Annotated in this window: 17 protein-coding genes; 5 read left to right on the top strand and 12 right to left on the bottom strand. The window is 58.3% G+C overall.

Going from position 1 to position 16,628, the window contains the following annotated elements; translation table 11 throughout:
- The first annotated feature begins 131 nt into the window (after positions 1-131).
- Positions 132-482 carry a YbaN family protein gene (locus tag D3M59_RS00085; protein WP_119530337.1) on the top strand — a complete coding sequence of 117 codons (351 nt, stop codon included), beginning with the start codon at positions 132-134 and terminating at the stop codon, positions 480-482.
- A gap of 280 nt (positions 483-762) precedes the next feature.
- Here the strand turns inward: D3M59_RS00085 and D3M59_RS00080 are convergent, their stop codons facing one another.
- The 3 genes from D3M59_RS00080 to D3M59_RS00070 form a co-directional block, all read right to left on the bottom strand.
- Positions 763-1,023, bottom strand: a complete 261-nt coding sequence (locus D3M59_RS00080) for a hypothetical protein (protein ID WP_119530335.1) — start codon at positions 1,021-1,023, stop codon at positions 763-765.
- 120 nt (positions 1,024-1,143) lie between these two features.
- Entirely contained in the window at positions 1,144-1,845 is a 702-nt protein-coding gene (locus D3M59_RS00075) for an RES family NAD+ phosphorylase (RefSeq protein WP_233543083.1), read from the bottom strand.
- Between the two features lies 1 nt (position 1,846).
- Positions 1,847-2,239 (bottom strand): antitoxin Xre/MbcA/ParS toxin-binding domain-containing protein, encoded by a 393-nt coding sequence (locus tag D3M59_RS00070; RefSeq protein WP_119530334.1) that lies wholly within the window; start codon positions 2,237-2,239, stop codon positions 1,847-1,849.
- A gap of 207 nt (positions 2,240-2,446) precedes the next feature.
- On the opposite strand from D3M59_RS00070, the gene D3M59_RS00065 reads away from it, so the two are divergent.
- A complete protein-coding gene (locus D3M59_RS00065) occupies positions 2,447-3,214 on the top strand; it encodes a VIT1/CCC1 transporter family protein (RefSeq protein WP_119530332.1) in 768 nt (255 codons plus the stop codon).
- A gap of 385 nt (positions 3,215-3,599) precedes the next feature.
- Here the strand turns inward: D3M59_RS00065 and D3M59_RS00060 are convergent, their stop codons facing one another.
- The 7 genes from D3M59_RS00060 to D3M59_RS00030 form a co-directional block, all read right to left on the bottom strand.
- A complete protein-coding gene (locus D3M59_RS00060; RefSeq protein WP_233543082.1) occupies positions 3,600-5,282 on the bottom strand; it encodes a SulP family inorganic anion transporter in 1,683 nt (560 codons plus the stop codon).
- Between the two features lie 69 nt (positions 5,283-5,351).
- Entirely contained in the window at positions 5,352-6,578 is a 1,227-nt protein-coding gene (locus D3M59_RS00055; protein WP_119530328.1) for an NAD(P)/FAD-dependent oxidoreductase, read from the bottom strand.
- Positions 6,571-6,996, bottom strand: a complete 426-nt coding sequence (locus tag D3M59_RS00050; RefSeq protein WP_158581902.1) for a TIGR01244 family sulfur transferase — start codon at positions 6,994-6,996, stop codon at positions 6,571-6,573. Before D3M59_RS00050 ends, D3M59_RS00055 begins: the two co-directional genes overlap by 8 nt.
- Positions 6,993-7,445 carry a YeeE/YedE family protein gene (locus D3M59_RS00045; protein ID WP_119530326.1) on the bottom strand — a complete coding sequence of 151 codons (453 nt, stop codon included), beginning with the start codon at positions 7,443-7,445 and terminating at the stop codon, positions 6,993-6,995. The genes D3M59_RS00050 and D3M59_RS00045 overlap by 4 nt, the downstream gene beginning before the upstream one ends.
- On the bottom strand, positions 7,442-7,882 hold the full coding sequence (locus D3M59_RS00040) for a YeeE/YedE family protein (RefSeq protein WP_119530324.1): 441 nt from the start codon (positions 7,880-7,882) through the stop codon (positions 7,442-7,444). Before D3M59_RS00040 ends, D3M59_RS00045 begins: the two co-directional genes overlap by 4 nt.
- Positions 7,882-8,808, bottom strand: coding sequence for an MBL fold metallo-hydrolase (locus D3M59_RS00035; RefSeq protein ID WP_119532757.1), 927 nt, complete (start codon positions 8,806-8,808; stop codon positions 7,882-7,884). Before D3M59_RS00035 ends, D3M59_RS00040 begins: the two co-directional genes overlap by 1 nt.
- A gap of 6 nt (positions 8,809-8,814) precedes the next feature.
- Positions 8,815-9,144: an ArsR/SmtB family transcription factor gene (locus D3M59_RS00030; protein ID WP_119530322.1), complete on the bottom strand. Its 330-nt coding sequence runs from the start codon at positions 9,142-9,144 to the stop codon at positions 8,815-8,817.
- Positions 9,145-9,242: 98 nt separating this feature from the next.
- Here D3M59_RS00030 and D3M59_RS00025 point away from each other — a divergent pair, with 98 nt between their 5' ends.
- The gene (locus D3M59_RS00025) at positions 9,243-10,481 is read left to right on the top strand and encodes an MFS transporter (RefSeq protein ID WP_199662319.1); all 1,239 of its coding nucleotides are present in this window, start codon (positions 9,243-9,245) and stop codon (positions 10,479-10,481) included.
- Positions 10,482-10,611: 130 nt separating this feature from the next.
- On the opposite strand, the gene D3M59_RS00020 is transcribed toward D3M59_RS00025, so the two are convergent.
- Positions 10,612-11,790: a sensor domain-containing diguanylate cyclase gene (locus tag D3M59_RS00020; RefSeq protein ID WP_158581901.1), complete on the bottom strand. Its 1,179-nt coding sequence runs from the start codon at positions 11,788-11,790 to the stop codon at positions 10,612-10,614.
- Between the two features lie 675 nt (positions 11,791-12,465).
- On the opposite strand from D3M59_RS00020, the gene D3M59_RS00015 reads away from it, so the two are divergent.
- Both D3M59_RS00015 and D3M59_RS00010 read left to right on the top strand, forming a co-directional pair.
- Complete coding sequence (locus D3M59_RS00015; RefSeq protein ID WP_233543081.1) at positions 12,466-12,744, top strand: DUF1294 domain-containing protein; 279 nt, start codon at positions 12,466-12,468, stop codon at positions 12,742-12,744.
- A gap of 142 nt (positions 12,745-12,886) precedes the next feature.
- Positions 12,887-13,894, top strand: a complete 1,008-nt coding sequence (locus tag D3M59_RS00010) for an LLM class flavin-dependent oxidoreductase (protein WP_119530316.1) — start codon at positions 12,887-12,889, stop codon at positions 13,892-13,894.
- A 13-nt stretch (positions 13,895-13,907) separates the two neighbouring features.
- Here the strand turns inward: D3M59_RS00010 and D3M59_RS00005 are convergent.
- Positions 13,908-16,628 (bottom strand): beta strand repeat-containing protein (locus tag D3M59_RS00005; RefSeq protein WP_199662317.1); only part of this gene is annotated, 2,721 nt, incomplete at its 5' end.

The following is a 16,628-nucleotide window of genomic DNA, read 5'->3' as shown; positions in this document are numbered from 1 at the left end:
AAAGCTGTTGGAAGTTTCACGTCCGGCACGAAAAGCCGTTGCAGGTTTTCGCCCCAGCAAATGTCAGCCTATAGAAGCCTACTAAGCCGTGATGGCCTGATCCCAAAAATATCTCATCACACAAACAAACCATGCGTGCGATTTACTTCCTACTCGGGCTTTGCTCACTCGCATTGGGCGCGGTGGGTGTGGTGCTACCATTGCTTCCCACCGTCCCATTTATGATCCTTGCCGCTTTTTGTTTTGCCCGTAGTAGCCCGGCACTCGAGCAGCGCATCGTCGAGCACCCTGCTTTGAAACGGCACATAGTTGCCTGGCGAGAGAATCGAGCGATCAGCAAGCGTGGGAAATCAGCTGCACTGCTCGCCTTCGCATTCAGCGCTGTCGTCGGGACCCTGTTTCTCGCCCCTCCGATGTCCCTGGTCCCCATTCCCATCGGAATTATTGGCAGTTGGTGGATACTCAGCCATCCTACCGCGTAGATCGTTTATGGCGGCTACACACATTGGCGGCCCTTAGGTGCGAAGCGGTCGGGCTCTCGCGCTTTCGCGCAATGGAGGGAGCATGGTAGGTGCGTGATATGCGCACGCGACAAAGCGTCTGCCTCAAGAAGGCCAGTTATCGCTCGATCGAGGAAGCGCTCTTCGCAATACAGCGCTCTGGCTGGGATTTGCGCGTGTACCGTTGTGACCGCTGCCGGCTCATTCACCTCACGAGCCGGACGAAGGGCAAGCGTATTCCACGGCCGAAGGATTGAGCGCCTTACGAATTGTCGGAAGCCGAGAGCATATCCATGAGATTTCGCGCAGCCTCCCGATCGCTTTCCTCTTTAAAGGCTACGTCGAGATCGGGCGCCTCTCCGAGCATGAACAGCAAGGACCAAAGCGCGAACCGCCGGGATCGATCGGTTTCCAGGCCAAAATCGACCCGAAGCCGGTCGGTGCCGTCAACTTGGACGGCCGGTGATACTTCCGCCAGGTCGGCAGTACCGAAATAATGGTATAGCAGGCCGTCTAGGTTCATTTGTCCGCTCCTAGTCCTGTCGGTTCCCCTTGGTGAACTCGTGGGGACTATTTGGTCGCCAGACGCTCGGGCGCTACCCTGCCCATCGATTATGAGCTCATAGCCCTTCTCACTTAACGTCTACAGACCCGCAGGAACAAACTCTCGTTTTTCAAAAATGTTCGCAATGCGCTCGCCATCCCACTGATAGGCAAGATGCCGTTCCTGTCGGCAGTTGGAGATGAGGCGCGGACGAAAGACGGCCACGCACGTACCGCCTGCATCGCGAACGCTGTTGAAGATGATCCCGTCTGAGCCTTGGGAGCGGAGGCGACGGCCCAAGACCTGGGACGCGGAGTAATCCTCCGGATGATAGATTATTGGCGGCGCGCCGTCACGCACGTCATGGAGGTCGCCAGTGGCGCGAGCCATATAAACGCGCATATCCACGTCGATAGGCCGCCCAGCTTCAGTCGCGGACAGGAACTCTTCGCGGTGGTGCTTGGTCTCCGCAATGGCAGTGCCGATCGAAAGGCTGGCGTAAAAAGCTCCATAGGTTGAATCCGTGAAGCGCCCGCCGATAGGATTGAGGTGCGTGAATGCAGCCATAATAGGCGTCGAACCGGGCCCGACTACTCTGTCGTCGACCGGCACTAAACTGACGTCACCAGACTCTTGCCTGAGCCGTTCATTGGTGATTGCCTCGACTGCCAGCACCGCCTCGAGATCTTGCGGCTCGGTGATCCTGTCGAACAGCGATACTGGCGGGAAGCGCGACGGCACAATTCGATAAACGTCAGCATCGGTGGCCGCGATCGGCGGTTCATAATCCCCAATTTCCACGTCAGCCGCGTTGAGCGTCGAGATACTGGCGAACGACGTAAAGATCGCCGATGTTACCAGTGGTCATGCGGTCCAGGGCGCTACGACCACCAAACAATGGTGCCTTGTTAGGTAGACGCAGCCATTCGTCTGCGCGCCTGGTGTCGGGCAGTAATATGTTGATCGCCTTGAAGATGCCGAGGAGGTACGAAATGCGCTCGAGCGTGTCGCGGGATACCTTGGTCACCCGCCCTCCCTTCCAGGCCTGAAGGGTCGAGCGGCTACTGAGGCCCAGCAGCCTCATTTGCTCCAGTTCGCTGAGCTTCCAGGTCTTTGCCAAGTTGAAGAAGGTGCGCAGCGCTGGGTTGCCGAGTTCGGCAAGTCGTATCTCGCGGTTGACCTTTGCAACTGCCATCGCGGCCCTCCTGAAGTCTGTAATATACGCAACGGGGCGATATATGTCTAGACTATGAGCATTCTGCACGTTTTCGCGGCCATTTACTAACACATCTGGCCCACCTCGGCTGTCGTGCGCGGCGGTGAACACTCGTTTGTTGTCTTTGGCAGAAGGCTGCCGCGAGCCTCATTGCGGTTGAGGTCTAATTTGGGTCATGTTGGTGTCATGGCCATTCCAACCTCCGCACGGGACTTGGCGGCTGAACATAAGGCCGCCGCGATTAGGGAGAGGCTTGCCGCGCCGCGCGGAGAGAGCCCGCTGGGTGACTTCATCCTGGGTGGCGTTGATGGTGTCGTCACGACTTTCGCGGTCGTGGCAGGATGTGCTGGCGGCCAGCTCACCGGCACAATCGTCATAATATTGGGCCTCGCCAACCTAGTCGCGGACGGCTTCAGCATGGCAGTCAGCAACTACCTCGGGACAAAGAGCCGCCAAGACGAAATACGGGAGTTCCGCGCCGACGAGATTCGGCAAACCCAGATGTATCCCGAAGGCGAGCGGGAAGAGATAAGGCAAATCTTCGAGCTAAAGGGATTTCAGGGGAAGACCCTCAACCGGATCGTCGAGGTTATTACCAGTGACCGACGCATTTGGGTCGATACGATGATGGCAGAAGAACTTAAACTAAGTGATGGTTCTACCCGCCCGCTTCGCGCAGCACTAGCCACATTTGCCGCCTTCTCAATTTGCGGCTTTATTCCGCTGGTGCCTTTCATCCTTGGAACGAGTCACTTCGATATAAAATTCGGCGTGAGCGGTGCACTTGCTGCGTTGACCTTCGTTGCGTTGGGCGTCGGCAAAGGCCTAGTGCTCGGTTTGTCGCCTTGGAAAGCAGGACTGCAGACGCTGGGACTGGGGGGTGGCGCGGCAATTCTAGCGTATGGCGTGGGCGTAGCCGCGCATCTCCTATTTCAAGTTAGCCCTGCTCAATGATTAAGGCAAAACAGCGCAAGCAGACTCAATCAGCACGTTCGCGCGCAGCCTCTCGCCCTGATCGATCATCAACAGTATCCATTTGGTCCTCAAATGCTTCGGCCGTTCGAGGCTGCAGACGCCGCTGCGAATTTTAAGGATCAGCACAGCTATTACGGCAAGTTCGTTGGCGGCAGACTGCTCGGCGCCGGCGTCGCGGCAGAGCGCCGTTAGGACGTTGCCCTTGGGCGGGCTTCTCGGCCCGAAATAGCGCTGGAGAAACCGACCTTCGAAACCGGTCTTGTGCGAAGAAAAGTGTCGCGCTGACGCTGCTCCGCATCATTCTCACGGTTAAACGAGCCGCCGGGGGAGCGCTCAGCTATGCCACCGGCTCGTCGCTATATGCTCAATTCCCAGCAAGCTGCCGAAATGCTTCGTACTGAGAGAGAAACACCCGCCCAGTCAGCTGCTTCAGAAGATCCGATCGTTCGAGCCGGTCCATGACAGGCCCTTTTACCTCCGACAGGTGAAATTCTACGCCCGCGTCGCCCAGTCGATGATTAATCGCCTCAAGACTTTCAAGCGCGGAAGCATCGATTTCATTCACCGCTGAGCACATAAGGATGAAGTGCCGAAGCGACGGATCAGCAGCCACGAGCTCAAGCACTTTCTCTTCCAGCCAACGAGCATTGATAAAGGTCAGCCCCTCGTCCACGCGCAGCGTTATCACGCCAGGCTCAGTCTGCACCTTGTGACGAAGCACATTGCGGAAATGCTCGGTGCCGGGGACCAGCCCGACAATCGCGGCGTGCGGGCGCGAAGCACGCCACAGATAGAGCGCCAATGACACTCCTACCCCCGTGATGACGCCTGCCTCAACGCCCATCAAAAGGGTCACGAAGACGGTCCCTGCCATCGCAGCAAAGTCACTCTTCGAGTAGCGCCAAATTTCGCGGAACTGATCGAAATGGACCAAGCTTAGAACAGCTACGATGATGGTGGCTGCTAGAACTGCGATCGGGAGATAAAATAGGAGCGGCGTCAGGAATAGCGCGGCAGCGGCGATCCCCATGGCCGTGTAAGCTCCGGCAGCCGGAGTTTCTGCGCCGGCATCGAAGTTGACGACTGAACGCGCAAATCCGCCGGTGACGGGATATCCGCCCGTAAAGGCCGCCCCCAGATTTGAAGTCCCCAAGCCAATGAGTTCCTGGTCAGGATCAATCCGCTGGCGACGCTTCGCAGCCAAGGTCTGCGCTACCGACACAGACTCCACGAAGCCGATCACGCTGATCAGGACTGCGGGAACTAAGAGCGATTGCCATAGGCCTACGTCCAGGAGCGGAACCGTGAGCGGCGGGAGCCCTGTGGGAATAGCGCCGACGACCGCTACGCCGCGCTGATCGAGGTTGAATGCCACCACCGCTATAATGGCAACCGCAACCGCGAACACTGGCCCAGTTTTTGCCAGCAGATCTGCGTTCCGGGGTTTAAGCCCTGCCCGAAGCAATAGCGGCTTTAGCCCTTTTCGGACCCAAAAAAGGAACGCAAGGGAAGTGACACCGACGACCAAGGTAAGCGGATTTACAGCACCGACGTTCTCAGCCAGCGTCCGCAGCATTTCAGGCAGAGTTTCTCCCGAAGCCCGGATGCCGAGGATATGTTTCAACTGGCTAAGCGCGATGATGATTCCGGATGCCGTGATGAACCCTGAAACGACGGGATGCGAGAGCAGATTGGCAAGGAAGCCGAGCCTAAGGATCCCCATGCCGGTCAGGATCAGACCGGACAAAAGTGCTAGGATCAACGCAGCCGCGACGTATTCAGCCGATCCTTGGGCCGCGACCTGGCTTGCCGCCGTGGCCGTCATCAATGAAATGACGGCGACTGGACCCACCGCAAGGGTGCGGCTTGTCCCGAAAATTGCATATGCGATGAGAGGCGCGATCGACGCGTAAAGTCCAACTTGGGCCGGGAGGCCTGCAAGGAGCGCATATGCGAGGCTCTGCGGGATCAGCATGATCGTGACGATCACTGCCGCCACGAGATCGCTTACCAGCGTTGAACGGTCGTAGGACCGACCCCAGTCCAAAATCGGAAAATATGCGCTAATGGGCCTCATAATTAGACTCTCGCGAATGGAGTGAGATCAGCGGAACGATCAAGATCCGGTGACTTGCAAGGCTTTCGGAGATGCCAGCCATTCATGGCCCTTCAGCATCGCGTCCCAATAGATAGCGGGAAGCAAATCCTTCTTAAGATGCCACGCAAGGCGCGACGGCTTGGTGCCATCGATCAGCCACGACGGGAATGAGGGCTGGAGCACCCCGCCATAGCCGAATTCGGCAAGCAGGATCTTGCCCTTTTCGACCGTCAGTGGGCAGCTACCGTAGCCGTCGTAACCGGCGGTCGGCTCACGGCCATCGAGAATGGCAAGCGCATTGACCGCCGCGACCGGCGCCTGCTTGCGCACGGCGGCAGCAGTCTTGGCGTTGGGCATGCTTCCCGCGTCGCCCAGCGCCATGACATTCGGGAATCGCTTGTGGCGCAAGGTCATCTGGTCGACTTCGACGTAGCCTGCAGCATCAGCAATCTCGCTGTCGGCGACAACCTGGCAGCCTTTTTGCGGCGGCGTGACATGGAGCATGTCAAATTGGCGTACGGTCTCGCCGGCTTCGCTCTTGAACACGGCCGTCCTGCTTTCGCCATCTACCGCGACCAGGTTGCTGCCTAGCTGCACGTCTATGCCATATCGTTCGACCGTTTGTTCGAGCGCGGGCACATAGTCAGGCACGCCGAACAGCACGGCGCCGGCCGTGTGAAATTCGACGTCGATCTGGTCGAGGCGGAACTGCCGCTCCCATTCACTGCAAGACAGGTACATCGCCTTTTGCGGTGCGCCGGCGCATTTGATCGGCATCGGCGGCTGCGTGAAAATAGCGCGGCCCGTCTGAAGCAAGCGCACTAATTCCCACGTGTAGGGAGCGAGATCGATGCGATAGTTGGAGGTGACGCCATTTTTACCCAGCGTTGCGGCGAGGCCGGGGATGGAGTCGAAATCGAGCCGGTTCCCGGTGGCTACGATCAGCAACTTATATTGCAGTGTCCCACCTTCCGCGAGGCGAACCTGATTGGAGCGGGGTTCGAAGCCGGTCACGCTGGTTTGAAGCCAGGTAACCCCTGACGGGATTAGCGACGCAGTGGAGCGCCGCACCTGTTCCGGCGTAAAGATCCCGGCCCCGATCAGCGTGAAGCCCGGTTGGTAATAATGACTGTCGCGCGGTTCGATGATCGCAATGTCCAGCGACTTGTTCCGCTTTAGCAGGGAAGCGGCGACGGCAATCCCGCCCGCCCCTCCACCGACGATGACGATATCATGGTCAGGCATCGACGCCTCCGCTTAGTCGGTCTCGAAATGGCTCGAGATCAATTCCTTCGTCAGCGGCAATTTTGATGCGCTCATCAACCGTCAGACCGGCTTCATTTGCAAATGCCCACAACAGCGCCGAACGGGTCCCGGTCCTGCAAAATGCTGCAATTGGCTTTGGCAACGTCTCCAGAGCTTGGCGGAATCGCTCAATATCGTCCGCGCTGATATTGCTCGCCACGACCGGAATTTGAACCGCTTCTATCCCGAATTTTGCGGCTGCGGCTTTTAGCGCTGTCCAGCTGGGTTGATCGGGAGTCTCACCGTCCGGCCGATTGCCAATGATCGAACGGTAACCAGCAGCAGCGAGCGCTTCGATATCTGCGATTTCGGGCTGGCCGAGTACGGAGACATTTGGAGTTAGGATCTTTGGTTTCACCTTGCAGCCCTCTTGCTGGGCCGAAGCTTCGCTTCGGGGATTAGTGCGTGTGCTGCCATGCCCACAATCATGGCAATGACGAACGGCAAGACGGTGGTGGGTGCCAACGCGAGAGATGCAACAGCTGGCCCTGGGCATAAGCCGGCAATGCCCCAGCCGACACCGAACAACACGGAGCCCGCGATCAGCTTGCCGTCGAGGTCCGAACGATCGGGTAACGAAAACTTTTTGCCGAAGACGGGCACCTTCATTCGCCGCTGGATGCGCCACGCGATCGCCATCACGATCACTGCTCCGCCCATGACGAAAACCAGTGTGGGATCCCAACGACCAAAGACATCGAGGAAACCGCGTACCCGCTCCGGGTTGGTCATCCCCGACACGGTCAGACCGGCTCCGAAAAGCGTTCCCGAAATCAGTGGGGGCAGCAAACGGTTGGCAACGCTCATTGCATTCCTCCAATGAGATTCAGGATGAAGACGGTGGCCACGCCGGCTCCGATGAACGTTATCGTCGCAACGATTGAGCGCTGAGAAAATCGGCTGACACCGCACACGCCGTGGCCCGAGGTGCAACCACTTCCAAGGCGCGTGCCAAAGCCTACTAATAGTCCTGCAATTACGAGCACCGGCCAGGAGGCAAACTGGACTGGCTGCCAACCCCCAGCGAGCGCCACTATTGCCGCGCCGATGGGGAGCCCGACCAGGAAACTCCAGGCGCTCGTCATCGACATGTCGCCGGAGCCGATCTTCAATGCCCTTGCAGTGATCCCCGAGACACCTGCGATCCTACCCGCGCCAAGCAGCATCATCGCGGCAGCGAGACCGATGAGAATGCCGCCGGCCAAGCCGTGAAGCGGTTGTGCATATGGAAATGCTTCAAACATTACAGGACATCCAGCGGGAGTTTGAGATAGCGAACGCCGTTATCCTCTGGCGGAGGAAGTCGACCGCCACGGATGTTCACCTGCAGCGATGGCAGGATGAGTTTTGGCATGGCCAGCGTCGCGTCACGCTGGGTGCGCATCGCGACGAACTCGTCCTCACTTACGCCATCGTGGAGATGCACATTGCTTGTGCGCTCGGCGAGTACGGTCGTTTCCCAAACATACTGGTCGCGATTGGGCGCCTTGTAGTCGTGGCAAAGGAAAACCCGCGTTTCGTCGGGAAGCTTCATCAAGCGTCGGACCGAGCGATAAAGCATGCGGGCGTCCCCCCCAGGGAAGTCCGCGCGGGCCGAACCGTAGTCAGGCATGAACATGGTATCACCGGTGAACAGCGCGTCGCCTATAACATACGCCATGTCTGCAGGCGTGTGCCCTGGGACGTGCATCGCGGTCAGCGGAATTTCGCCAATCATCAACTCGTCGCCGTCCTCGAGGAGCTGGTCAAACTGGGAACCATCCCGCGCGAACTCAGTGCCTTCGTTGAAGATCTTCCCGAACACACCTTGGACGGTGAGTATTTCCCGCCCGATCGACATCTTGCCTCCGAGTTGCTCCTGGAGATACGGCGCGGCCGACAAGTGGTCGGCATGAGCATGTGTTTCGAGGATCCACTCTACGGTGAGACCCTGCTCACGCACATAATCGATAATCGCGTCAGCAGATTCGAAGCTGGTACGCCCCGAGGCCTGGTCGAAGTCCCAGACGCTGTCGATGATTGCGGCTTTCTTTGTGGCAGCGTCGCTCACGACATAGCTGATCGTGAAAGTAGGCTCATCGAAGAAGCCCTTGACCTGCGGTGCGCGCATCTGGCCAGCCAGCACTGCGTCGACCTGGGCTATTGCCTTTGCCAGGGCAGCATCGGTCATGGTCAATTACTCCTTTGAATCGCCGGCAAGCAGCGCCGGACAATAAATGGTATGAAGGGCGGAAAGCAGTTCGATGAGCTTTGGTTCGGCAATGCGGTAGTAAACCGACTGTGCCTCCTTGCGCGTGTCGACGAACCCCTCGAAGCGGAGGCGAGCAAGGTGCTGGGAGGCAGCCGACTGGCTCAATCCGACACGCTCAGTCAGCTCGCCGGCGGATAGCTCGCCAGCCTTGGCTAAGTAGCAAAGGAGCCGTAGCCTCCCCTCATGAGCGAGTGACTTCAGGACGGCTGATGCCTCGGCGGCCTGCGCAGCGAATTCATCGAGATCCTGTTTCATTGTTTGCCTTACTTATATCAGTTACTGCTAATTAAGCATTTCCTAATCTAGTGTCAAGACCTATAGACCCCGCGCTCATCGGGAAGGAACAGATGCTCATGACGGCAAGAGAGGCACCCAAGCTCGGCCTGGGCGCCAATCTCCCTCAATTTTCGCTGCTGGTGTTGGTGAACGCGTTTGTCGGCGGGATGGTCGGCATCGAGCGGAGCATCTTGCCTACGCTCGCCGAGGTAGAGTTCGACGTCGCGGGCCGTACAGCCATCCTGTCCTTCATTGCGGTGTTTGGCGTCACCAAGGCGCTGTCCAACTATCTAGCTGGCCGATTGGGCGATCGGTGGGGACGCAAACCCGTGCTTGTCGCGGGGTGGCTCATTGCGGCTCCGGTGCCATTTCTCCTAATGTGGGCGCCGACCTGGAACTGGATTATCGTCGCCAACGTCTTCCTGGGGATCAGCCAAGGTCTGACCTGGTCAACCGCAGTCATCATGAAAATCGATCTGGCCGGTCCTAGAAATCGCGGACTCGCCATGGGCCTCAATGAATTTGCCGGCTATTTCGCTGTCGCCGTTGCGGCTTGGGCAACTGGCTACATCGCAGCGACCTATGGCCTGCGTCCCCAGCCCTTTTACCTCGGCGTGGCCTTTCTAGCCGCGGGATTATTCCTTTCACTGTTTCTCGTGCGGGAAACCCACGCACATGTTCGTCATGAAGCAGTTTCTCCCGAAGGCGGGATGCACGCTGCGCTTGGCGAACGTGAAGTATTTGCCGTCACCACCTGGCAAGACAGTAACCTGTCCTCGGCAACACAGGCAGGACTGATCAACAACCTCAACGATGGCCTGGCATGGGGCTTGTTCCCCCTGGTTTTTGCAGCCGCCGGCCTGTCGCTAAGTGAAATAGGTCTGCTCGCCTCCATCTATCCTGGCGTGTGGGGTGTCTCTCAACTCATCACCGGCGGCCTCTCAGACCGGTTAGGCAGGAAGTGGCTGATCGCAGGCGGTATGTGGCTGCAAGCGGTCGGCATCGCTGTTACTGGGATGACGTCATCCTTTGGCGGCTTTGCGTCTGGCGCGGTCCTGCTCGGGCTCGGGACTGCCATGGTTTATCCGACGCTGCTCGCTGCAATCGGCGATGTTGCCCACCCAACATGGCGCGGTTCTGCGGTTGGAGTTTACCGTCTGTGGCGCGACATGGGTTATGCCTTTGGCGCTATCATTGCAGGCATAGTGGCTGACAGTTTCGGATTGACTGCAGCAGTATATGTCGTTGCCGCCCTCACCTTCCTTTCGGGCTTGGTCGTAGCTGGTCGCATGTCCGAAACCTTGCGACGTCCTTGATCCAATCCGATCTCGATTCTTCTTACATTCTACTTAGACTGACCAAGCGGTTCGCTATTTTCCGCGACTTCGAAAACATGGCCCCGGTTTGCGTCGTACATGACATCCTGCGCGTGGCCGAGGTCATGGATTACGCAGCTTCCGATAAGCGGCTCTCTGCAAGTTCAGTACGGTCACGTCCAAGCCGCTTGGCCTTGTAAAGTGCTCGGTCAGCAGCCTTGTAGAGCATAGTGAAGCTGTCACCAGTTTGACCCAATGCTAGGCCAGCGCTTGCCGTGGTCTTCAAGACGTTACCGTCTGAAGTCGTTTGAGCGGCTGCAACTGCTGTCCTTAGCGCCTCTGCCGCCTGTTCTGCCTTCGCTTTATCGCAACGGCCAAGGAGCACGCCAAATTCCTCTCCGCCAAGCCGGCCCACGACTGCGTCCAGCTCTAATCCAGCTTTGCTCAATTCGTCCGCTACGGCTTTGAGAAGTTCGTCGCCTGCGTGATGTCCGGATCGATCATTAATTCCCTTAAAGCCATCGAGGTCCAGGACCACCAATGCGGCCTGATTGGCTGTCAGCAAAATTCCGTCTGCGCGCCCAATGAAGCCCCGCCGATTCAGCAGCCCCGTTAGCGGATCAGTTTCTGCAAGCGCAGCAAGCTGAGTGCCGATCCGCAATGCCGCATCGCGCTCGTGACGAATGGCCCACATTCGAAGGCTGGTACCAATCGTCAAACCGAAGATTTGCAGCGAACAGGCGACGAGCACCAGATAGAGACCGCTCTCGTCTCCCGGATTAAGGCCACTGTCGGTGTAGGTACTCCAAAGCACCGCAGCCGTAGGAATACTGAATGATAGGGCGAAGTCGCGCGCAGCAGAGCTGCCCCGGCGCCAAGCGCACAAACATGCCCAAACGAGCGAAAATGCAGCGACGGCCACCACTATGTTTAGCGCGGTAGCTGCGGCTAGCAGCATCGCTGCCGGCACAATGGCCGCGAAACCACCGACGGCCATGACCAGAATGGCATTGGCTGCCAAGGCGCGCTGCCCCCAGCGCGGCAAAAATCGGCCTGAGACCGCATACATATAACCACCTGCACAGGCGATGGCGGCTGTCGAGCAAAGGGTCGCCGCTCGCGCGGCCATAGTGCCAGCGATTTGTGGAGCGATGAAAAGCGCGACTTGCGTCCACAGCGCCGCCCATCCTAGGACGCCCACCGCCCAGGCGGCATTCCAGAGGGGCTCGGCTCGGCGAACCGCAATTCCAATCAGAAAGTTCGCCAGGGCAGAAATGAGGAGCAGCGACAACCCAGCGCCAATCAGCATGGCCTCTACCGCGCTTGGAGGAGGCTCGAGTGCTCCAGTGCTTAGGTGGGCCTTGATCAGCCGATTGAGATGTGCGTCTTTGATTCCAATCGCGACGGACGACAAAGGGGCGGAGTGTTGCGGCGCCGCAAAAACAATCGAACCGCCTACCCTCCAATGGCTTCCATAATCACCTGCGCGAACTTCTCTCCGAAGCGATGATCCGTCTGCATATTGAAATAAGACGACCGCTCTTTCGAAACGGGACTGTTTTATGCTCACTGCCGAAACATGCGTTGGCGCTGGCGCGGTCATCCAAAGCCAATCGCCCTTCTCCACGACGCGGGCCGAAGAGCACTTGTTCGCAGGTTGATCGGTACTGGAAACAATCAGGGTGCAACTAGCCACGGCTTCATGGCCAGCCTTCCCCGTTGCGGGACTGACTATGGCAAACAGCGCCATGATCAGGATCAGTGAATGCGATACAAGCCTCACAAACATCCCCGCTACGCCAAATACTGCAACTACCGCGTCGTCGTCGGTCGCCTCTCTAGCGACGCGGTCCTAAGACCATGTAAACAATGATAGCCGACATCGAGCAACCTCGTTCCGCTCTGTGTTACCCACTTCCAGCAAAGGTGGGGATTTCGAGCCTCACGCTAAACCATTAGGTAACAGCGACGGATCAGAACACGCATGATGTGGAACGCTCTTCCTTTCGCCGTCACCGGTCTGATCCTGGTCAATCTTTGGACGATGCTGCGGTTTTGGCAGGACAAGCAGCGCGCGAAGGCCGGCGAGCCGAACTCCGGAAGCAGACCTGTTAGTGCTCGCCTTGATTGGCGGGGGTCGCCATGCGCCTTGCTGGCGCGCCGGATATTCCGTCATAAGACCAGAAAAGAGCCCTTGTCGACGATGCTGTTCGTCATCATTGTCTTGCAGATCGGCGCCGTAATCGGCCTGACGATCGCCTGAAATCAGTCAAGGGTGTCCGTCACATCGTGACCCTGCCATTTTTCGTTCCTGGGCGATATTCGGCCGCTGGCCCGTCGGAATGGCAAGGTCAATCTTGGCCTCGCGCTGTTGAATTGAAGAGCATTGGCACCACTTGGACCTGATGGTTCCAATTTCAGTCCTCGATCTGTCGCCAATCGCTGAAGGCAGTGATGCAGGCCAATCCCTACGCAATTCTGCCGATCTCGCCCGTCACGCCGAACGGCTAGGCTACAAGCGCTTCTGGATGGCCGAGCACCACTCGATGCCAGGCATTGCCAGCGCTGCAACTGCGGTGGCGCTTGCGTACGTAGGCTCTCAAACTTCAAAAATCCGGATCGGCGCCGGCGGCATTATGCTGCCCAATCACTCACCGCTGGTCATCGCCGAGCAGTTCGGGACGCTTGAGAGCCTATTTCCGGGCCGCGTTGATCTGGGCCTCGGGCGGGCGCCCGGCACGGATCAAGCAGCAGCATATGCGATGCGCCGCAACCTAACCTCGGATGCAAACCAGTTTCCTGACGATGTCGTGGAGTTGGCGCGGTATTTCCGCGGCGAGAATGGCCGGGTCCGCGCAATTCCCGGTGAAGGCCTGAGCATTCCACTCTGGATTCTTGGTTCCAGCCTGTTCGGCGCTCAACTCGCTGCCATGCTCGGCTTGCCGTTCGCGTTCGCATCGCACTTCGCACCGCAAATGATGTTGGAAGCTTGCAAGGTCTACAGGGAGCGGTTTGAGCCGTCGGACCAACTGGCCGCGCCCTACGTGATGCTGGGCTTCAACGCGATCGTCGCGGATAGCGACGAAGAGGCAGAACTGCTCGCAACATCAATCCAGCAGGCGTTCGTCGCGCTTCGAACGGGCAATCCCGGCAAGCTTCAGCCTCCCAAGGCTGGCTATTTGGATAGCCTACCGCTCGAAGCCCGTGCAGCGCTGCGAGCGACTCTGTCTGCATCTGCAATTGGCAACCCCCACACTGCTGGGCGGCAGCTTCAAGAGTTTATCCATCGTACCAACCCTGACGAGCTAATCGTCACCTCCCAAGTTTACGACCATGGGGCACGTCTCCGTTCTTATGAGCTCTTCATTGATATCGCTTCCAACCCCTTGTCTGCACAAGCGAATATCGGCTGATCTCAATACCGCCTTATGTCGGCGGCAGTACGTCCGGATGAGCCACCAGAAGCTCAGCATGCTGCATGTGAAGCGCCAACTGACCATACTCCGGTGCGGCCAGCCATGGGGCAGAAGCCAAGTGAGCTAGCGATGCGCTGCCACCCCCTGATCCGTCGGCATTGTGCTGCGATGTGACCACATCGAGAAGCGCATCGATTGCCGTGGCGTGGCTATCACCGGCGAACGCATCGGCGATCACCGCTGCTACCTGTCCATGAGGCTGTGCGCCTGACCCATGGACGGCTGCCGCCAGTAGTTCAGCTGATGGCATCGCGACCATCGCCATGGCTACCGGGGCCGATGAAACGTGGACCGCTTCGGACATCTCCATCGGTATGAAAGCCGCTTCCGCACGAACCGCAACCTCCGATCCAATCAGCGAGTGATTGGAGCCGGACGGCGTCGCTCCCATTTGCGATGGGTCGGGCATCGCCGGATAGAATGATGCAAGTCCATCGGCATGCAGTCCGCTGACATCGGAGGCTGCGTTGGATAAGCCCGTCCAATCTGCATGCGACCGCAAAATTAGCGTTTCCTGCAACTCGCCGCGGAAGGATCCATCCGCTTCGCTATCAGCCGGCTGGGCGTGAGCGGGCATCGAGGCCAGCCCAACGGCGGCGGCTGCAGCTGCCAAAATTGCAGTATTGCCGGCCGCCGGCGCGAGCCGAGGATCATTCGCCGCGAGCTGGTTTCCAGTAGCAAAGACAGCATCCGCCAACACTCCAGTCGAGCCGTCCGTCCTAGTGTAGCTCCCCGTGCCGACAACTTGCACATCGCCGTTGGCTGCCGAATAGGCGACGCCGTCACTGCTCAGTGAAATGCTAGCGATACTGTGCGCTGCGAGTGACTGCAATTCGCCCGCATCGACCTGACCGTCACTATCGGCGTCCTGCCATACGCCGAACTCGGCAAACTGGCTGTCTGCTGCTGAAAGTTGGCCATCTTGGTTGGTGTCGTAGGTAGCCAGTCCCTCGAGATCGCTGCCGGTAGTGGCAAAGACAATTTCATTAGACGAGATATGGCCGTCGCCGTTAGCGTCGCGGACTAGGATACCGTCGTTACCAGCAACCCATGCTGTGGAAACGGTTCCGTAGCCGTAGTCAAACACGGCACCACCGTCAGTTCCGGTGAAACTGACGAATCCGTCGCCGTCGAGGTCCAGCGCAATTGGTGGTGCGACTGGCGCGACAACGATATTGGTGATTACGCCACCATCGATGTAGCGGACCGTGGGAGAAACCCCTGTGTTTATGTTAGCGAGCGTAATCCAATTGTTGCCTCCGCCGTCAAGATCGACTTGCAGGAGGCCGGTGGTAGTTACTCGCAGATAGCCATCGTTGATGGGGTCAACTGCGCCCGGCACATTTAAGATCGCGGTAATATCGATAACGTCGGCGTTTCCGACGGAGCCGCTATAATCAACGATTGTGTCCACGGCGTTGAGTGGTGTTGTAAGCACGAAGACGTCGTTGCCTAAGCCGCCCGTAATGGTGTCGGCGCCCGCTCCCCCAACCAGCGTGTCATCGCCATCGGCGCCATTGATCACATCGTTCCCGCCGTCACCTCGTAGGATGTCGTTGCCCGAACTGCCGGTTAAGATGTCATTGAAAACCGTGCCGATGACACCTTCGATATTGCTGTACGTGTCACTGCCCAAGCCCGCGGCCGAGGCATTGAAAACTGTCGCTCCACCGCCCTGCACTAGTGTGAAGGTGATACCAGCGGTCCCATCACGAAAATCGATTAGGTCGCCGAGGCCTCCACCCCCGTTAAGGGTGTCGTTACCGCCACCGCCGCGCAGGATGTCGTTGTTCGCGCTACCGGTAAGCGTATCGCCTTGGGAGGTGCCGATGACCCCCTCCATATTCATGTATTTATCGTTGTTGCCCAACCCTCCGGTACCGTTGGCAATTGAGGTGAATACCGCACTCTGGACGAGCGTGAATGTTACAGCTGCCGTTCCATCAGAGAAATCGAGGAGATCTTCACTTCCTGCCCCACCATTCATCTCGTCATTATTGCCAAAGCCGCCACGCAAGATGTCATTACCGCTACCGCCATCGAGGACATCGTTGTTGTCACCGCCTATGAGCAAGTCATTGCCCGCGTTTCCAGTGAGGTTGTCCGCACCATCACCCCCCAGGAGTGTACTGACGCCCGTTCCGTCAGTCAGCGTGTCGGCGCCAGCTAACCCTTGGATGAAAGATGCTTGATAAGCTGGCACAGCAGTTAAGTTTAGTGAGTCTACACCACTGGTTGTCGTGATTATGTTGACAGTCACACTACCAGTGGTGGTCCCACCGGCGCCGTCGTCCGTTGAGTAGGTCAATGTCACTACCGTCGGTGTACCTACCGTCCCGCCTGCCGCTCCGGTCGTGAACGTGAAGGTTCCATTGGCATTGAGCACTACAGGGCTTGCAAGCAGGCCTGTAGTGACGACCACGTTAGTCAAAATAAGCGCAATGCCATCGACGTCGATGTCGTTTCCGAGCAAGACGTCATTGGATAGGGTGACCGTTGTGTTATTCGATACCCAGATGACGTCACTGTTGGCAATTGGCGCGATGTTATCGTCCGCACCCGTCAGATTGACGGTGTAGCTCTGGGTCACCAGCGGCCCGTCGCCATCGCTCACGCTCACCGTAAACACGTCGCTCGGCGTCTCGCCCGCATCCAGCGCCTCGATCGCCGC

The sequence above is a fragment of the Sphingomonas edaphi genome, assembly GCF_003583725.1.
In the GTDB taxonomy this organism is placed as follows: domain Bacteria; phylum Pseudomonadota; class Alphaproteobacteria; order Sphingomonadales; family Sphingomonadaceae; genus Sphingomicrobium; species Sphingomicrobium edaphi.
This window is presented reverse-complemented; position numbering and strand designations above follow the sequence as displayed.